Here is a 16,959-nt window from a genome sequence, read left to right on the forward strand (position 1 = left end):
CATGACCGACACGACCGCCCGCACCGACCTCGGACCCGTCACCCGGCGAGAGGACATCGCGCGTGCGCGGCGGATCGTGGTCAAGGTCGGCTCGTCCTCGGTCAGCGGTGACGCCGCCGGCCAGATCGGTCCGCTGGTGGACGCCCTGGCCAGCGCCTACGGCCGTGGCACCGAGGTCGTGCTCGTGTCGTCCGGTGCGATCGCGACCGGGTTCCCGTTCCTCGGGCTCGAGGGCCGTCCCGACGACCTCGCCACGCAGCAGGCCGCCGCGGCCACCGGCCAGAACGTCCTGATGTTCCGGTACCAGAAGGAACTCGACCGGCACCGGGTCGTCGCGGCGCAGATCCTGCTGACCGCCGGCGACCTGCAGAACCCCACGCACCGGGTCAACGCGCAGCGTGCCATCGACCGGCTGCTCGCCCTGCGGGTGCTGCCGATCGTGAACGAGAACGACACCGTCGCCACGCACGAGATCCGCTTCGGCGACAACGACCGGCTCGCCGCCCTGGTGGCTCGGTTGCTCGGTGCCGACGCACTGGTGCTGCTGTCGGACGTCGAGGCCCTGTACACGAAGCCGCCGGAGCAGCCCGGCGCCGAGCGCATCGACGAGGTGCCGTTCGGCGACGAGCTCGCCGGCGTCACCTTCGGCTCCGTCGGCAAGTCCGGCGTGGGGACCGGGGGAGCAGGCACGAAGGTCGCGGCCGCACGGCTCGCGGCCGAGGCGGGCACGTCGGTCCTGGTGACCGCCACGGCCCTCGTCGACCGCGCCCTGTCGGGCGCGCACGTCGGCACCTGGTTCCACGCCGCGCCGCGTCCCTGACACGGGTCGGACCGCCCGGAGCGGTCACGACTCGCCGCCGGGACGGCGCCGACTGGTCAGGGACCGTCGGCGCGAGCGTCGCGGAGCGACGATCGGCGACCGCTCGCTCGGCGCAGGACGACGTGTCGTGACCGGTCGGCGTGGTGAACGCGACCGCCTGGAGGCCCGGCACGGGTCCCGGGGACCGGTGCCGGGCCTCCAGGCGGTCACGACGCACCGACGGACTGCGTCGAACGGTCGGGACCGGTCGACGGGGTCGGCGCGGAGCGACGTGGCGCGACCGCTCGGCGGTCGTGGTGCAACGTGTCGTGACCGGTCGGCCGGCGGGACGCCGTCACGCCCGTCACGGGCCGACGAGCGGACCTAGAATCGGTCCATGTCGTCGATCGCGCCCGCCCCGACCCTGACCGACACGCTCGTGGCTGCCCGCACCGCCTCGTCGGCGCTGGCGACCGCGACGACGGCGGTCAAGGACGCCGCCCTGGTGGCGATCGCCGCCGGGGTCCGCGCCGCCACCGACGAGATCGTCGCCGCGAACCACGGTGACCTGGTCGCGGGCGAGGAGAGCGGCCTGTCCTCCGGCCTCGTCGACCGCCTCCGACTCGACCCCGCACGCGTCGAGGCGCTGGCCACCGCGGTCGAGGACGTCGTCGGCCTGCAAGACCCGGTGGGGGAGCACCTGCGGGGCTCGTCGCTGCCGAACGGCCTGCAGCTCACCCAGGTGCGGGTGCCGTTCGGGGTCGTCGGCGCCATCTACGAGGCACGACCGAACGTCACGGTCGACATCGCCTCGCTCGCGCTGAAGTCCGGCAACGCGGTCGTGCTCCGCGGGGGTTCGGCGGCCCAGCGGACGAACGCCGTGCTCGTGGCGCGCATCCAGGACGCCGTCGAGTCGGTCGGCCTGCCGCGCGAGCTCGTGCAGACCATCGACGAGTTCGGCCGTGCCGGAGCCACCGAGCTCATGCGCGCCCGCGGCCTGGTCGACGTGCTCATCCCACGCGGCAGCGCCTCGCTCATCCAGACCGTCGTCACCGAGTCGCAGGTCCCCGTGATCGAGACCGGTGCCGGCGTGGTGCACGTGTTCCTCGACGCGTCGGCCCCCGAGCAGCGCGCCGTCGACATCGTCCTGAACAGCAAGGTGCAGCGGCCGAGCGTCTGCAACGCCCTCGAGACCCTCCTGGTGCACGAGCAGGCGGCCGAGCGGCTGCTGCCCGTGCTCGCGGACCGGCTCCGTGCCTCCGGTGTCACGCTGCGCGGCGACGACGCCACGCGGGCGATCGTGCCAGGCGTGCTGCGCGCCACCGACGAGGACTGGGCGACCGAGTCGATGGACCTCGACTTGTCGATCCGCGTCGTGCCGGACGTCGACGCCGCGATGGCGCACATCGCGCGCTGGTCCACCCACCACACCGAGTCGATCGTCACGAACGACGTCGACACGGCCGAGCGGTTCCTGGCGACGGTCGACTCGGCGGTCGTGATGGTGAACGCGTCGACGCGCTTCACCGACGGCGGGGAGTTCGGCTTCGGCGCCGAGGTGGGCATCTCGACGCAGAAGCTGCACGCGCGTGGCCCGATGGGGCTGCCGGAGCTCACGAGCACCAAGTGGATCGTGCGCGGGAACGGCCAGATCCGCGGCTAGACTGAACGGCGTCTTTCCCCGACCGAACGGAGCACCGAACGATGACCTTCCTCGCAGAAGCTGCGGAGCACGCCTCCGGGGCCCCGGCGTTCGTGTTCCCGCTCGTCGGCGCGCTGTTCTTCATCTTCCTGGGCTTCGTCACCTGGAGCTTCCGCGACGTGGCCTACCGCCACTCGCAGAAGTTCGAGGCCACCCGCCACCACGAGACGGGTGTCGACGAGTTCGGTCACACCAAGAGCTGATCTGCACCCGATGCTCGAGAGCACCGGACGACCGCGCATCGGGGTGATGGGCGGCACGTTCGACCCCATCCACCACGGTCACCTCGTCGCGGCGTCCGAGGTCGCTCGGGCGTTCGACCTGGACGAGGTCGTGTTCGTCCCCACCGGTCAGCCGTACATGAAGTCCGGCGTCACGGATGCCGAGCACCGCTACCTGATGACGGTCATCGCGACCGCGTCGAACCCGATGTTCACGGTGAGCCGCGTCGACATCGACCGCCCCGGCCCGACGTACACGGTCGACACGCTCCGCGACCTGCACGAACAGCGGCCCGACGCGCAGCTCGTCTTCATCTCGGGCGCAGACGCCGTTCAGCAGATTGTCGACTGGAAAGACCATGATGGTCTCTGGGACCTCGCGCACTTCGTCGCCGTGACGCGTCCGGGACACGACCTGAGCATCAGCGGACTCCCCGAGCGAGACGTAAGCTTGCTCGAAGTCCCCGCACTGGCCATCTCGTCGACCGACTGCCGCGACCGGGTGAGACGTGGTTCCCCCGTCTGGTACCTGGTCCCCGACGGGGTCGTCCAGTACATCTCCAAGCACCACCTGTATCGGAGCGTTGCATGAGTTCGTCCGACGCGCAGCCGCCCCTGTCGCGGCGCCAGGCGCGCGAGCGGGAGCGTGCCGCAGCAGCCGGTTCGCAGCCCGCGACGCCGCCGCCGACCGTCGCCGCACCCGCCGAGTCGACGGAACCCCGTCCTCGGCCCGGTTCGCACGTGGCACCCGCTCCCGGCGGACCGGCCCAGTCCGCCGCCCCGGCGTCCGCCGCGACGGCGACGTCGGCACCGACGGGCACGCCGGCACCGACGGGCACGCCGGACTCGGCGCCCTCCGTGCCGGTGACCTCCGTCCCCGCGGCCGGGGTGTCGCCGTTCCCGCCCGCCTCGGCGACCGAGATCGTGCCCGGCAGCGGTGGTCTGACCCGCCGCCAGATCCGCCAGCAGCGTGCCGCCGAGAACCAGGCGGTCCTGCCGGTCCCGCTGCAGAACCCCACGCCGCAGTCCTCCGACCGCACGGTCGAGGACGTCCTCGGCTCGGTCGACACCATCGAACCGACTTCGGCGCCGCGCGCCGCGGACGAGCCGTCCGGTTCCGAGACCCCCACGGTGCTCGACGAGGCAGCGGTCGCCCAGGCCACCGAGGCCGACGGGTCGCCCGACGCCCTCGAGCCGCTCGACGAAGCCGCTGCGCACGCCGAGGAGCCCCGGCGCCACCGGTCGACCTGGTCGCCGCCCGCCGACGACGCTTCCGAAGCACAGCCCGAAGCCGGGGCCGCGGACGACAGCCCCGCCGCGGACGACAGCCCCGCAGAGGCTTCCAGCGACCAGCCGCGCACCGACGAGACGAACACCGACGAGACGGGCACTCACGAGACGGGTACCGACGAGACGCCGGCCGATGCGGACGCATCGGTCGACGCCGCCGCACCCGAGCACCCCTCGGCCACGCCGCTCCCGGGGATCCCGGACGGCGCGCCGTCGACCCCGGCGGTGTTCCCGCTGTCCCTCGACCCCGAGGACGACGACACCAACGAGGTCCCGATCCCGGAGCCCGCACGGACCGAGCCCCCGAAGGTCCCCGCGTCCTTCCAACGGCCGGCCGAGCCGAAGCCGATGACGACGGCCTTCGAGCCGCCCGTCGGGCACTGGTCGCAGCAGGCGCACGGCTCGAACGACGCCGAGGTGCACGACGACTCGACCGGCACCCGCCGGATCGCGGTCACCGACACCAACGCGATCATCCTGCCGAACTCGGCCCTGGCCGACCCGACCGGAGCACTGAACGCGACGGGCGAGGTGATCCTCACCGGATCCATCGACCTGCCCGCGTCGCTGTCCTCGACGGGGTCGCACCGACCGATCGACGGTGCCGAGGTCGACCGCCTGCTCGAGCAGCACGACGAGCAGCCGGAGACCGACGCCAGCCCGGTGCGCGCCAGCCGCGCGGTGTCCAGCCACACCTCGACCCGCCAGGTCGTCCTCGCCGCCGCGAAGCCGAAGGAGTCGCGCACGCCGCTCATCCTCGGTGTCATGGTCGGCGCCGTCGGTGTCGCCGCAGCCGCGGTCATCATCGTCGCGCTCGTCACGACCCACACCTTCGGCGGCTGACGCCCCGACCCGAACCACCGATCCCGACACCTGCGTCGGCCGCGGCCTGGCCGTGCGTCGGCGGGGTGGCTTATGATCGTGACCCATCAAGCGATCCGGCTCCCTGCCGGGTCGACGACCGGAAGGAATCCGTGACCGCCTCCACTCGCGCACTGGAACTCGTGCAGGCCGCCGCTCTCGCGGCGGACGCCAAGCAGGCCGAGGACCTCGTCGCGCTCGATGTGACCGGGCCGTTGCAGCTCACGGACGTGTTCCTGCTCGCAACCGGTCGGAACGAGCGCAACGTGCAGTCCATCGCCGATGCGGTCGAGGAGCGCCTCCTCGAGCTCGGCGCCAAGACCCTCCGCCGCGAAGGCCGGAGCGAGGGCCGCTGGGTCCTCATCGACGTCGGCGACATCGTGGTGCACGTCTTCCACGACGAGGACCGTCAGTACTACTCGCTCGAGCGGCTCTGGGCAGACTGCCCGACCATCCCGCTCGAGCTCCCGGTGGACCACACCGCCTGATCAGCGACGCGCCCGGGTGACGGCTTCGATTTCGTTGCCCGGCGTTCGCATGGTGTACGCTTCTATGGTGCCTCCGGGGAACCGGTCGGCACGGATGCAACACAATCTGGGTCTGTGGCGCAGCTGGTAGCGCACCTGCATGGCATGCAGGGGGTCAGGGGTTCGAGTCCCCTCAGATCCACCAACAACCCCCGTCGTTCCCCGGAACGACGGGGGTTTCCTCGTGGTGCGGGTGGCCGCACGTGCCCGATACGCTGAGCGCATGAGCAACGATGCGCCGCTGTCCGGAACCCCGCTGACGATCTCCGCCGCCGGGTACACGGCCGACATCGCCACGGTCGGTGCGACGCTGCGGACCCTGCGGCACGAGGGTCGCGACCTGATCGTGCCGTTCGCCGCCGACGAGGTCCGACCGGCGTTCCGCGGTGCCGTCCTCGCTCCGTGGCCGAACCGCGTCGTCGACGGCGAGTACTCGTTCGGCGGTGTCGACCACGAGCTCGCGCTCACCGAACCGGCACGGCACCACGCCCTGCACGGACTGGTCGCGTGGACCGACTTCCGGGTCGAGGCGCAGGAGTCCGACCGCGTGGTGCTCGCCACCACCGTGCAGGCCCAGGCGGGCTACCCGTACCGCGTCGAGGTCCTGGTCGAGTACCGGCTGGACGACGCCGGGCTGCACACGACGATCACCGGCACGAACTCCGGCGCGGACGACGCCCCGTGGGGGACCGGCCCGCACCCGTACCTGGTCGCCGGCGCCGGCACGGTCGACGACTGGACCCTCACCCTGCCCGCGGCCGAGGTGCTCGAGGTCACGCCGGACCGGCTGATCCCGACCGACCTGGTCCCCGTGCACGACGAGTTCGACCTGCGCACCGCCACACGCATCGGCGACCGGTTCATCGACCACGCCTTCACCGGCTTCGACCGCGACGCCGACGGGGTCGCGACCATCGCCCTGACCGCAGCGGACGGCCGGGGTGTCCGCGCGACCTTCGGTCCGGAGTGCCCGTGGGTGCAGGTGCACACGGCCGACCACGTGGTCCCCGAGTACCACCGCGCCGGCCTGGCGGTCGAGCCGATGACGTGCGCCCCGGACGCCTTCAACGACGGTGTCGACCGCGGTCTCGTGGTGCTCGCCCCCGGTGCATCCCACGCCGCCGCATGGACGATCTCCGCGATCTGACCGGTCCGTCGGCCGGCGCCCGCATCGAGGTCCGCCGGCTCGATCCGGTCCCCGACCTCGGCGCGCTGGCAGCCGCGGTCGAGGGCGACCTGGTGTGGCTCGACTCCGCGCCCCCGGACGGCGCACCCGACGCCGCTCGACCACGGGCGCGATGGTCGGTGCTGACGTGGGCGGACGGGCCGTTCCGTGCCCGGTTCCGCCACCAGGACCGGCAGGCGTCCGTCGAGGTCGCCGCGCCCGCTGCCGGCTGGTTCGGCTCGTCGTCCTCCGACGACCGTCCGGCCTTCACCGTGCTGGCCGACCTCCTCGCTCGGACGCCGCAGCTGCCCGAGCCGATCGCCGGCTGCGGCTTCGCACTCGGCTGGGTCGGGTTCCTCGGGTACGAGCTCGGTCGCGAGTCCGGCGGCCCGGACCGCACCGCCGACGGCCACGCCGACGCCGACCTGCGGTTCGTGGACCGCGCCGTGGTCGTCGACCACACCGGTGGCGCCTGGGCGCTGACGCTCGTCGCCGACGCGGAACCGGCGGCCAGCGCGCAGAACCGGGCGTGGCTCGAGACGGTGACCGGGTCGCCGTCGCCGGCCGACGTGGCGGACGCAGCCACGGGCCTCCCGGCCGGGGTGTCGTCAGCGGTCGGACGCACGTCGCGAGCCGACCACGAACGCGCCGTCGACGCGTGCCGCGCCGAGATCCGCGAGGGCAACGCGTTCCAGGTCTGTCTCACCACCTCCTTCTCCGTGCCGGGCGGGGACCGGGAGGCCCGGGTCGGCCCCGGCGCGGACCCGCACCTGGACGACCCGCACCTGTACGACTACTTCCGGATGCGGGCGGCGGACCCCGTCCCGTTCGGTGCGTACCTGCGGCTCGGCCCGCTGCGCGTGGCGAGCCGGTCGCCGGAGCGGTTCCTGCGGATCGCCGCGGACCGCACCGTGCTGGCGGAACCGATCAAGGGCACGCGGCGACGACTCGCCGACGCTGCCGCCGACGCGGCCGTGCGGGACGAACTCGCGGTGAGCGCCAAGGACCGTGCCGAGAACGTGATGATCGTGGACCTGCTGCGGAACGACCTGCTGCGGACGGCGATCCCCGGGTCGGTGCACGTCGAACGGCTGTGCGCGGTCGAGACCTACGCGAGCGTGCACCAGATGGTGTCGACGATCGGTGCCGTGCTGCCGTCGGGGACGTCGCCGGCGGACGTGGTGCGGGCGGCGTTCCCACCGGGGTCGATGACCGGCGCGCCGAAGATCAGCGCGATGGCGATCGCCGACCGGCTCGAGGGCGCGCCGCGCGGGGTGTACTCGGGGGTGATCGGGTACTTCTCGGCGAGCGGGGCGGTCGACCTGTCGGTGGTCATCCGGACACTGGTGACGGTGGTGGACGCCTCGGGCGGCGGGGTGGGTGCGGTCGAGGTCCGGTCGCGGACGCTCGGGGCCGGGGGAGCGGTGACGTGGTCGTCGGTGGCGGCGGACGAGGCGGACGAGGTCGTGACGAAGACGCGGTCCGTGCTCGGCGCGGTCGGAGCGGTGGCGACGTGGTGAGCTGACCGAACACGCGTTCGACCCGATTGTCCACGGATGTCGGACGCGATTGACATCATCGAACACATGTTCGAATATGAGGGCATGCAGACGGCGGCGGCACTCCGGTCGCCCGGCCCGGAACGGGTCGGGCGGGGCGGTGCTGCGCGCGGGGGTCCGGGTGCTGCGCGCGCGGGCACGGGTGCTGCGCGTGGGGGCGGCGCGGGCGCTGCGGACCACCTCGGTGACGCCCGGGCGGCGCTCGACCGCATCACGTCCCTGCGGTCCCGGGTCACCGACATGGAGTCCACCCGTGTCGACACCGCTGGGCTCCCGACCGCCTCCGCTCTCGAACCCCTGCTGCCCGGCGGTGCGATCCGGGTCGGCGGCACCTACGCCGTCCCCGAGTCGGTGCTGCTCGCGATCACCATGCTGCAGGCGGCCTCGGCGTCCGGTGCGTGGTGCGCGGTCGTCGGGGTGCCGTCCTTCGGGATCGAGGCCGCGGCCGCCGCGGGGATCGACCTCGAGCGGCTCGTGCTCGTCCCCGATCCGGGCGACCAGTGGCTCGCGGTGACCGCGGCGATGGCCGATGTCGCCCAGATCGTCCTCACCCGACCGCTCGGCCGGGTGGTGCCCGGGGACGTCGCCCGCCTGTCGGCCCGGCTCCGGCAACGCGGCGGTGCTCTCGTCGCGCTCGGGTCCTGGCCCGGTGCCGACGTCACGCTGCGGATCACGTCGTCGGTGTGGAGCGGCATCGGTCAGGGCCACGGGCACCTGACCGAGCGTCGCGCCACCGTGACGGCGACCGGTCGTGCGGGTGCGGTGCGCCCCACCAGCGCCGAACTGCTCCTGCCCGCGGCCGACGGCACGGTCCGGACGGCGACCCCCGTGCCGTCGGTGGGGTCCGGCGACACCCGGGTGCTGCGACCCGTGGCGGTGGCGTCGTGATCGCCGGGGTACTGCTGTGCGTGGCGGTGGCGTCGTGATCGCGCCGGGGCGTGTCCGTGCCGACGCGATCGCCCGCGGCGGGGCGCTGCCCGAGCCGCCGCCGACCCGCACCATCGTGCTCTGGTGCCCGGACTGGCCGGTGATCGCGGCGGCCCGCGCGGACGGGGCACCGCCGGAGCAGCCCTTCGCCGTGGTCGCGAAGGGCCTGGTGTTCGCGAGCTCCGCGTCCGCACGGCAGCACGGCGTCGTCCGGGGCCTCCGGGTACGCGAGGCACAGGCGCGCTGTCCGGAGCTCGTCGTGCACCCCTACGACGACGCCCTCGACCACCGCGCGTTCGAACCCGTCATCCGCGCGGTCGAGGCGGCCGTCCCCGGGGTCGAGGTACTGCGGCCCGGCACCCTCGCCCTGCGTGCCCGGGGACCGGCGCGGTACTACGGCGGCGAGCGGGCGGCCGCGGCGACCCTGGCGGGGATCGCGGCCGACCACGGTGCCCCGGCGGTGCGGGCCGGTGTGGCGGACACCCCGTTCGCAGCGGAGCAGGCGGCCAGGGCCCGGCCGGTGCGTCCCGGCGAACGGGTACGGATCGTGCCGGTCTCCGGCTCGTCGGACTTCCTGGCGGCCCTGCCCCTCGGTGTGCTCGGCGACCCCGAGCTCGCGACGGTGCTCGACCGGCTCGGCATCACCACGCTGGGCGATTTCGCGTCGCTCAGTGACGAGCAGGTCCGCGACCGGTTCGGGGTCGCCGGGGCGTTCCTGCACCGGCTGGCCGGCGGACGCGACCCACGGGAGATCTCGGCGCGCGCGATCCCGCCCGAGCTCCGGATCGAGGCCGCCTTCGAGCCCCCGCTCGACCGTGCCGACCAGATCGCGTTCGCGTTCCGGCGCTCCGCCGACGACTTCGCCGCACGCCTCCGCGCCGCGGGGCTGGTCGCGACGACCATCCGGGTGGGGATCGTCGACGAGCGGGACATCCTGCTCGAACGCACGTGGGCGCACCCCCGGTGGTTCGACGCCGCCGACGTCGTCGACCGGGTGCGGTGGCAGCTCGCCGGCGGGGTCGACCCGACCGGGCTCGAGGCCCCCGTCACCTCGGTCGTGCTCGAGCCGGTCGCCGTCGACGACATGGCGAACCACGAACGCGGACTCTGGGGCTCCGGACCGGACGAGCGCGTGCACCACGGGCTGGCCCGGATCCAGGGCATGGTCGGGCACGACGGGGTGGTGAGCCCGCGGGTCGGTGGTGGCCGGACCCTGTCCGAGCGGGTGGTGCTCGTGCCGTGGGGCGACGCCCCGCCCGGCGGCGAGCGTGCCCTGGCCACCGTGCGCGACCGCCCGTGGCCCGGCAAACTGCCCGGGCCGCCGCCCGCCACCGTCCTCGAGCGTCCCCGGCCGGTCGACGTGGTCTCCGGCGACGGCGCGAGCGTCGACGTCGACGACCGCGGCGTGCTGTCCGGCGCACCCGAACGGTTCCGCGCCGAGGGGGACCGGGGCGGCGGGTTCGCACCCGTCACGGCCTGGGCGGGCCCCTGGCCGCTCGTCGTGCGGTGGTGGGAGTCCGGCGGCCGACGACTGCACCGGCTGCAGCTCGTCGACGCCGAGGGCCGTGCCTGGTACCTGGTGCTGGCGGACCACCGGTGGTGGGCGGAGGCGATCGCCACGTGAACCGATCCAGGAGCAGGACCTGATGGGCTACAGCAACCCACCCGTGCCGTGGTCGCAGTTCGAACGCGCCCTGTCGGACAAGCGCAGTCCGGGGACGGCGAAGGCCGGCGACGGCGGGGACAGCCCGGCGTGGTCGCGGAAGCGCGAGCCGTACGTGCCCACGGACCAGCCGGCGGCTGCGGACGACGGCCCTCCGGTCGTGCCGTACGCCGAGCTGCACGCGCACTCGGCCTTCAGCTTCCTCGACGGCGCCAGCCAGCCCGAGCAGCTGTTCGAGGAAGCCGCACGGCTGCGCCTGCACGCCCTCGCCCTCACCGACCACGACGGCTTCTACGGTGCCGCCCGGATGGCCGAGGTCGCCGAGGCGTACCCGCAGGTCGGCACCGTCTACGGCACCGAGCTCTCGCTGGGCCTGACCGAACCGCAGAACGGCGTCCCCGATCCCGAGGGCTCCCACCTGCTCCTGCTCGCCGACGGGCAGGACGGCTACCACCGGCTCGCGGGCGCGGTGACGAGTGCGCACCTCGCGGCCGGGTCCGAGAAGGGCAGCCCGCGCTACGACCTCGACGAGCTCGCGGGGCGGGCCGACGGACACTGGCGGGTGCTCACCGGGTGCCGGAAGGGCACCGTCCGGCAGGCGCTCGAGCAGGGCGGGGAGTCCGCGGCGGAGACCGCGCTGCGCGTGCTGCTCGACCGTTTCGGGCGCAGCAACGTCGTGGTGGAGCTCCTCGACCACGGCGACCCGCTCGACAGTGCGCGGAACGACGTGCTCGCGACCCTCGCCGAGCGGTACACGCTGCCCCTGGTCGCGACCGGCAACGTCCACTACGCCACCCCGGACCGGTTCCCGGTGGCGACGGCGCTGGCCGCGGTCCGGGCCCGGCGCAGCCTCGACGAGATCGACGGGTGGCTGCCCGCCGCCGACACCGCGCACCTGCGCTCGGGCGCCGAGATGACCCGGCGGTTCGGGCGGTACCCGGGGGCGATCGAGAACACCGTCACGCTGGCCGACGAACTCGGGTTCCGGCTGCGCACGGTCAAGCCCGGGCTGCCCGACCTCGACGTGCCGGACGGCCACACCGCGATGTCCTGGTTGCGGGAGCTCACCTGGACGGGTGCACGTCGGCTCTACCCCGGCAGCGCCGACGGCGTGGACCCGCAGAAGCGCGAGCGCATCGAACGCGAGCTCGCGGTGATCGAGGACAAGAACTTCCCCGGCTACTTCCTGATCGTGCGCGACATGGTGCAGTACGCCCGCGGCCGGGGGATCCTCTGCCAGGGGCGGGGTTCCGCCGCGAACTCCGCGGTCTGCTACCTGCTCGAGATCACCGCGGTGGACTCGATCCGCTACGGCCTGCCGTTCGAGCGGTTCCTGTCGGCGATGCGCGACGAAGAGCCCGACATCGACGTCGACTTCGACTCGGACCGCCGCGAAGAGGTGATCCAGTACGTCTACGAGAAGTACGGCCGGTACAACGCCGCCCAGGTCGCGAACGTCATCACGTACCGCCCGAAGGGTGCCGTCCGCGACATGGCGAAGGCCCTCGGCCACAGCCCGGGGCAGCAGGACGCCTGGTCGAAGCAGGTCGAACGGTGGGGCTCGGTGACCGAGAGCCAGGACCACGACATCCCGCCGGCGGTCGTCGGGCTGGCGAGCGACGTCCTGGGCTTCCCGCGCCACCTCGGCATCCACTCGGGCGGCATGGTGCTCACCGACCGGCCGGTGGGTGAGGTCGTGCCGATCGAGCACGCGCGGATGGACGGCCGCACGGTGCTGCAGTGGGACAAGGACGACTGCGCCTTCATGGGGCTCGTCAAGTTCGACATGCTCGGCCTCGGCATGCTCGCGGCGCTGCAGTACTCGTTCGACCTGGCGGCGGAGCACTGCGGGGAACGCTGGGAGATGCACTCCATGCCGAAGGAGGAACAGGGCGTCTACGACCAGCTCTGCCGAGCCGACACCATCGGGGTGTTCCAGGTGGAGTCCCGCGCGCAGATGGGCACCCTGCCCCGGCTGCTCCCACGGCGGTTCTACGACCTGGTGATCGAGGTCGCCCTCGTCCGCCCCGGCCCGATCCAGGGCGGTGCCGTGCACCCCTACATCCGGCGTCGGACCGGCGAGGAACCGATCACGTACATCCACCCGTCGCTCGAACCGGTGCTCGAACGCACCCTCGGGGTGCCGCTGTTCCAGGAGCAGCTCATGCAGATGGCGATCGCGGTCGGCAACTGCTCGGGCGACGACGCCGACCTGCTGCGGCGCGCGATGGGGTCGAAGCGCGGCCACGAGAAGATCGACCGGCTGCGCGACAAGCTCTACGCGGGCATGTCGGACAACGGCATCCACGGCGAGGACGCCGACGCGATCTACGCGAAGATCCAGGCGTTCGCGAACTTCGGCTTCGCGGAGAGCCACTCGATCAGCTTCGCCCTGATCGTCTACGCGAGCGCCTGGATGCGCCTGCACTACCCGGGGGCGTTCCTGGCCGCGCTGCTCCGCGCGCAGCCGATGGGGTTCTACTCACCGCAGACCCTGGTCGCCGACGCCCGTCGGCACGGCGTCCAGGTGCTCCGACCGGACATCCTGCGCTCGGGTGTCGACGCGACGCTCGAACCGCTCGGCGACGACCAGGTGGTGCCCCCGTGCGGTGACGACGCCTGCCTGCACACCGAGCAGCCGCCGGTGCTGCCCTTCGACAAGGCACTGCCCGACGACACCGCACGGCACCGCCGCGACGGCGCGTTCGCGGTCCGGCTCGGACTCGCCGAGGTCGCCTCGCTCAGCCGGAGGAGCGCCGAGAAGATCGTCGCCGAGCGTGACGCGAACGGCCCCTTCGTCGACATGTCCGACCTGGCCCGCCGGGTGGGGCTGACGACGGCGCAGCTCGAGGCGCTCGCCGCTGCCGACGCCTTCGCCCCGTTCGACATCGACCGCCGCGGTGCGATGTGGTCGGCGGCCCAGGCCGCTGCGGAGCGCGCCGACCAGCTGCCGGACACGCAGGTCGTCGTCCAACCGCCGCTGTTCGGGCAGATGACGAGCGGCGACGTCCTGATCGCCGACATGTGGTCGACGGGCATGACGACCGACGACCACCCCGTCCGGCACGTGCGCGACCGGCTCGCCGCCCGTCGGGTGCTCAGCGTGCAGGACACCGCGACGGCCGAGACCGGGCGGCGGGTCGAGATCGGCGGGATCGTCACGCACCGGCAGCGTCCGGCGACGGCGTCGGGGATCACGTTCATGAACGTCGAGGACGAGACCGGGCTGGTCAACGTCATCTGCAGCGTCGGGGTGTGGGGACGCTACCGCCGGGTCGCCCGGGAATCCCCGGCGGTGATCGTCCGCGGCATCCTCGAGCGGTCGCCCGACGGCGTGGTCAACCTGGTGGCGGACCGGATCGAGCACCTGTCGCTGTCCGTGCGCACGCGGTCGCGGGACTTCCAGTGAGTGGTCGCGGGCGACGGTCCGCGCGCGCGGGCGACGGGCGCGGAGGAGGCGCGCGGTTACTCGACCTCGGGCAGTCGCACCGTGACCTCGAGTCCGCCGGAGCGCACGTTCCGCAGCGACGCCGTCCCGCCGGCGCGTTCGGCCACCGCACGGACGATCGCGAGCCCCAGCCCGGATCCACCCGGCAGGGCGATCGCACCGGTGGCCGGATCGGGGTTCGGGCGCGACTTCCGGGCCTCGTCCGGTCGGGTGAACCGGTCGAACGCCACCGGGATGAACGACTCGGGGACACCGGGGCCGTCGTCGGTGACCTGCAGGACGCCTTCGCCACCGGTGCTGCGCCAGGACACGAAGATGCCGCCACCGCGAGGGAGCGCCGACACCGCGTTGCCCGCGATGTTCGTGACGAGCTGCGCCATGCCACCGGTGTCGAGCCGGTAGCGAGGCTCGTGGGTACCACCGCCGATGCCGGGCCCGGAGCCACCGACGGCCACCGGGGCCTCGAGGTCGAAGTCGACGGTGACGTCCTTGGCCGATGCGATGAGCCGGACCCGGTCGACGGCCGCCATGACCTCGTCGCCGAGGTCGGACCAGGCGGTCTCCGGGCGCTGGTCGCCGTCCTGTTCCCGCCGTTCGGACTCCTCGATCCGGGACAACGCGAGCAGGTCGTTCGCCAACCGGGAGAGCCGGGCGACGCTGTGCTTGGCGCGCTCGATGTGGGCGGCCAGGGCAGCGGCGTCGTCACCGTCGAGCGACGCCAGGTCGAGCTGGGTGGTCAGGATCGCGAGCGGTGTGCGGAGCTCGTGACTGGCGTCGGACACCATCTGCCGTTCCCGCTCGGTGGCCTGGCGCGTACGGGCGAGGAAGGCGTTGAGGGTCGTGGCGAGGGACGCGAGTTCGTCCTGCGCGGGGCCGACGGGCAGCTCGGCCCGTTCGGGCGCGACGGACAGCCGCTCGGCCTCTCGGCGCATGCGGTTGACGGGACGGAGTGCCGCGGTCGCCAGGATCCACGAAGCGACGCCGAAGGCGAGCAGGATCGCGACGCCGGTGAGCGACAGGGTCGAGGTGAGGTCGTCGACCACGATCGCCTCGGCCTGCGAGTTCCGGGCGGCGACGACCGTCCACCGGCCGGCCTGGTTCACGGGGTGTTCGACGACCACGCGGTACTCGGACCCGGACACCCGGATGATCGAGGTGCCTGCCGGTGTGGAGGTCAGGCTGCCGAGGGCGCTCTCCACCCGCGTGGGCATCGTCGAGAGCACGATGTCGCCGGACGGTGAGACCACGGCGACGAGCTGCGCGTTGCCCGGCGGGGACAGGTCGGGATCGCTGTCCACCTCGAGCGTGGCGACGTACGGGTCGGCGTCGGCGTCCAACAGGGTGCGGGTCGCACTCGCGACGACGCTGACTACCTGGAACCGCATCACCAGCACGAGCAGCACGATCACGACCGCGGCGATCGCCGTCGAGCCGATCGTGATCCGTGCCCGCAGCGACAGCAGGCGCAGGGGGCGGACCAGACCGCGTCGTGGGCGGTCCGGACCCGGGCGAGCGGAGGCCCCGCTCACGCCCCGAGCAGATCCAGGCGGTACCCGCGGCCGCGCACGGTGGCGATCGCGACGGTGGCCTCGTGGGCGACGAGTTTCTTGCGGAGGTACGAGATGTACTGCTCGACGACGTTCGGGTCGACGTGCTGCGAGCCGTCCCAGACCTCTTCGAGGATCTTCGGCCGGTCGACCACGTTGCCGGCGGAGCGCGCCAGCAGGCGGAGCAGCGCGAACTCGGTCGGGCTGACGGCGACGCGCTGGCCCTTGATCGAGATGCGACGGGCCTCGGAGTCGATCGAGACGTCGCCGACCTCGATCGTGCGGGGTGCCCCGGCGGACTCGCGGCGACCGAGGGCGCGGAGCCGGGCGGTGAGCTCGGCGAACGCGAACGGCTTGGTGAGGTAGTCGTCCGCGCCGGCGTCGAGGCCGAACACGCGGTCGTCCACGGCATCGCGCGCGGTGACGAGCAGGATCCGCACGGGGTCCTCGCGCTCGCGGATGCGTCGAGCGAGCTCGAACCCGGACATGCCGGGCATCATCACGTCCACGACGGCCAGGTCGAACGCCTGCTCGCCGAGGGCGATGAGCGCCTCGACCCCGTTCTCCACCGCCGTCACGCGGTACCCCTCGGCAGCGAGACCGCGCTCCATCAGGGCACGCATCTCGTCGTCGTCCTCGACCACCAACAGCCGCATAGTGGACCTCCTCGGACCCATCGTGGCATCGAACGGGCGCGGAGGGTCGATGCCCGGGCCGAACTCACTGAATCTCGTCACAGGAGCGGGTACCGTGGCTGCCAGGCCACCGGGCAGAACGGTCTGTCCCGCGTTCTAGGGACATGAGGACTTCTTGCTTCATTGGTAGGATCACCTGGCGGACAGCGCTTACCCGAAGGGCGGTCCGTTGCACCAGGGGGCACCATGAACGACCCGATCGACCACGCGTCCGTCGACCACCCGTCCGTCGACCACCCGGCCATCGTCCGTCTCCGCGCGGAGCTCGACGCCGCGTGGAAGGGCATCGGCGCACTCGGCCAGATGGAGGGCGTCCGCCGCGACCGCGTGGTGGCCGAACTGCGGACGGCCGTCCCCGACGTGGCGAGCCGCGCGGCTCGCGAGGTCGGCACCGAGGCCGTCGTCGCGGAGATCAGCCGGTTCGCCGACGTCGGCGTGCCCGGCACCGATCCCGCCGTGCCGGCCGCGGTGATCTGGGGCGACGTCGTGCAGACGGCGGCCGAAGCCGCACGCGCCACGCGCTGACCGGCACCGGCACGCCGCGCCCGAGCGGCG

Annotated in this window: 14 protein-coding genes and 1 tRNA gene; 13 read left to right on the forward strand and 2 right to left on the reverse strand. The window is 73.2% G+C overall.

Annotated elements, in window-relative coordinates:
* Position 1: 1 nt before the first annotated feature.
* The 12 genes from proB (at position 2) to EDF31_RS05625 (ending at position 14,123) form a co-directional block, all read left to right on the forward strand.
* Positions 2-820, forward strand: a complete 819-nt coding sequence (gene proB / locus EDF31_RS05570; RefSeq protein WP_131845452.1) for a glutamate 5-kinase — start codon at positions 2-4, stop codon at positions 818-820.
* A gap of 376 nt (positions 821-1,196) precedes the next feature.
* Entirely contained in the window at positions 1,197-2,462 is a 1,266-nt protein-coding gene (locus EDF31_RS05575; RefSeq protein WP_123293956.1) for a glutamate-5-semialdehyde dehydrogenase, read from the forward strand.
* A gap of 41 nt (positions 2,463-2,503) precedes the next feature.
* Positions 2,504-2,704 carry a hypothetical protein gene (locus EDF31_RS05580; RefSeq protein ID WP_123293955.1) on the forward strand — a complete coding sequence of 67 codons (201 nt, stop codon included), beginning with the start codon at positions 2,504-2,506 and terminating at the stop codon, positions 2,702-2,704.
* Positions 2,705-2,714: 10 nt separating this feature from the next.
* Positions 2,715-3,314: a nicotinate-nucleotide adenylyltransferase gene (gene nadD / locus EDF31_RS05585; protein WP_111084540.1), complete on the forward strand. Its 600-nt coding sequence runs from the start codon at positions 2,715-2,717 to the stop codon at positions 3,312-3,314.
* A complete protein-coding gene (locus tag EDF31_RS05590; RefSeq protein ID WP_131845453.1) occupies positions 3,311-4,855 on the forward strand; it encodes a hypothetical protein in 1,545 nt (514 codons plus the stop codon). Before nadD ends, EDF31_RS05590 begins: the two co-directional genes overlap by 4 nt.
* Positions 4,856-4,986: 131 nt before the next feature.
* Positions 4,987-5,361: a ribosome silencing factor gene (rsfS, locus tag EDF31_RS05595; RefSeq protein ID WP_111084542.1), complete on the forward strand. Its 375-nt coding sequence runs from the start codon at positions 4,987-4,989 to the stop codon at positions 5,359-5,361.
* A gap of 108 nt (positions 5,362-5,469) precedes the next feature.
* A tRNA-Ala gene (locus EDF31_RS05600) sits at positions 5,470-5,545 on the forward strand.
* Between the two features lie 78 nt (positions 5,546-5,623).
* Complete coding sequence (locus tag EDF31_RS05605) at positions 5,624-6,547, forward strand: aldose 1-epimerase family protein (protein ID WP_131845454.1); 924 nt, start codon at positions 5,624-5,626, stop codon at positions 6,545-6,547.
* Complete coding sequence (locus EDF31_RS05610) at positions 6,526-8,085, forward strand: anthranilate synthase component I family protein (RefSeq protein ID WP_131845455.1); 1,560 nt, start codon at positions 6,526-6,528, stop codon at positions 8,083-8,085. The genes EDF31_RS05605 and EDF31_RS05610 overlap by 22 nt, the downstream gene beginning before the upstream one ends.
* 66 nt (positions 8,086-8,151) lie before the next feature.
* Positions 8,152-9,012 carry a hypothetical protein gene (locus EDF31_RS05615; protein ID WP_131973728.1) on the forward strand — a complete coding sequence of 287 codons (861 nt, stop codon included), beginning with the start codon at positions 8,152-8,154 and terminating at the stop codon, positions 9,010-9,012.
* Positions 9,013-9,046: 34 nt separating this feature from the next.
* Positions 9,047-10,675, forward strand: coding sequence for a DNA polymerase Y family protein (locus EDF31_RS05620; RefSeq protein ID WP_131845457.1), 1,629 nt, complete (start codon positions 9,047-9,049; stop codon positions 10,673-10,675).
* 22 nt (positions 10,676-10,697) lie between these two features.
* A complete protein-coding gene (locus EDF31_RS05625; RefSeq protein WP_131845458.1) occupies positions 10,698-14,123 on the forward strand; it encodes an error-prone DNA polymerase in 3,426 nt (1,141 codons plus the stop codon).
* Between the two features lie 56 nt (positions 14,124-14,179).
* On the opposite strand, the gene EDF31_RS05630 is transcribed toward EDF31_RS05625, so the two are convergent.
* Together EDF31_RS05630 and EDF31_RS05635 are read right to left on the reverse strand one after the other, a co-directional pair.
* The gene (locus tag EDF31_RS05630; protein ID WP_123293948.1) at positions 14,180-15,691 is read right to left on the reverse strand and encodes a HAMP domain-containing sensor histidine kinase; all 1,512 of its coding nucleotides are present in this window, start codon (positions 15,689-15,691) and stop codon (positions 14,180-14,182) included.
* Entirely contained in the window at positions 15,688-16,365 is a 678-nt protein-coding gene (locus EDF31_RS05635) for a response regulator transcription factor (RefSeq protein ID WP_131845459.1), read from the reverse strand. The genes EDF31_RS05630 and EDF31_RS05635 overlap by 4 nt, the downstream gene beginning before the upstream one ends.
* Before the next feature lie 225 nt (positions 16,366-16,590).
* On the opposite strand from EDF31_RS05635, the gene EDF31_RS05640 reads away from it, so the two are divergent.
* Positions 16,591-16,929, forward strand: coding sequence for a hypothetical protein (locus tag EDF31_RS05640; protein ID WP_131845460.1), 339 nt, complete (start codon positions 16,591-16,593; stop codon positions 16,927-16,929).
* The last annotated feature ends 30 nt before the right edge of the window (positions 16,930-16,959 follow it).

The sequence above is a fragment of the Curtobacterium sp. PhB142 genome (assembly GCF_004341255.1).
In the GTDB taxonomy this organism is placed as follows: domain Bacteria; phylum Actinomycetota; class Actinomycetes; order Actinomycetales; family Microbacteriaceae; genus Curtobacterium.

Bases quoted from the DNA above. Each gene is read 5' to 3' on its own strand.
- proB (WP_131845452.1), top strand. From the start codon at position 2: ATGACCGACACGACCGCCCGCACCGACCTCGGACCCGTCACCCGGCGA.
- EDF31_RS05575 (WP_123293956.1), top strand. From the start codon at position 1,197: ATGTCGTCGATCGCGCCCGCCCCGACCCTGACCGACACGCTCGTGGCT.
- EDF31_RS05580 (WP_123293955.1), top strand. From the start codon at position 2,504: ATGACCTTCCTCGCAGAAGCTGCGGAGCACGCCTCCGGGGCCCCGGCG.
- nadD (WP_111084540.1), top strand. From the start codon at position 2,715: ATGCTCGAGAGCACCGGACGACCGCGCATCGGGGTGATGGGCGGCACG.
- EDF31_RS05590 (WP_131845453.1), top strand. From the start codon at position 3,311: ATGAGTTCGTCCGACGCGCAGCCGCCCCTGTCGCGGCGCCAGGCGCGC.
- EDF31_RS05605 (WP_131845454.1), top strand. From the start codon at position 5,624: ATGAGCAACGATGCGCCGCTGTCCGGAACCCCGCTGACGATCTCCGCC.
- EDF31_RS05610 (WP_131845455.1), top strand. From the start codon at position 6,526: ATGGACGATCTCCGCGATCTGACCGGTCCGTCGGCCGGCGCCCGCATC.
- EDF31_RS05615 (WP_131973728.1), top strand. From the start codon at position 8,152: ATGTTCGAATATGAGGGCATGCAGACGGCGGCGGCACTCCGGTCGCCC.
- EDF31_RS05625 (WP_131845458.1), top strand. From the start codon at position 10,698: ATGGGCTACAGCAACCCACCCGTGCCGTGGTCGCAGTTCGAACGCGCC.
- EDF31_RS05635 (WP_131845459.1), bottom strand. From the start codon at position 16,365: ATGCGGCTGTTGGTGGTCGAGGACGACGACGAGATGCGTGCCCTGATG.
- EDF31_RS05640 (WP_131845460.1), top strand. From the start codon at position 16,591: ATGAACGACCCGATCGACCACGCGTCCGTCGACCACCCGTCCGTCGAC.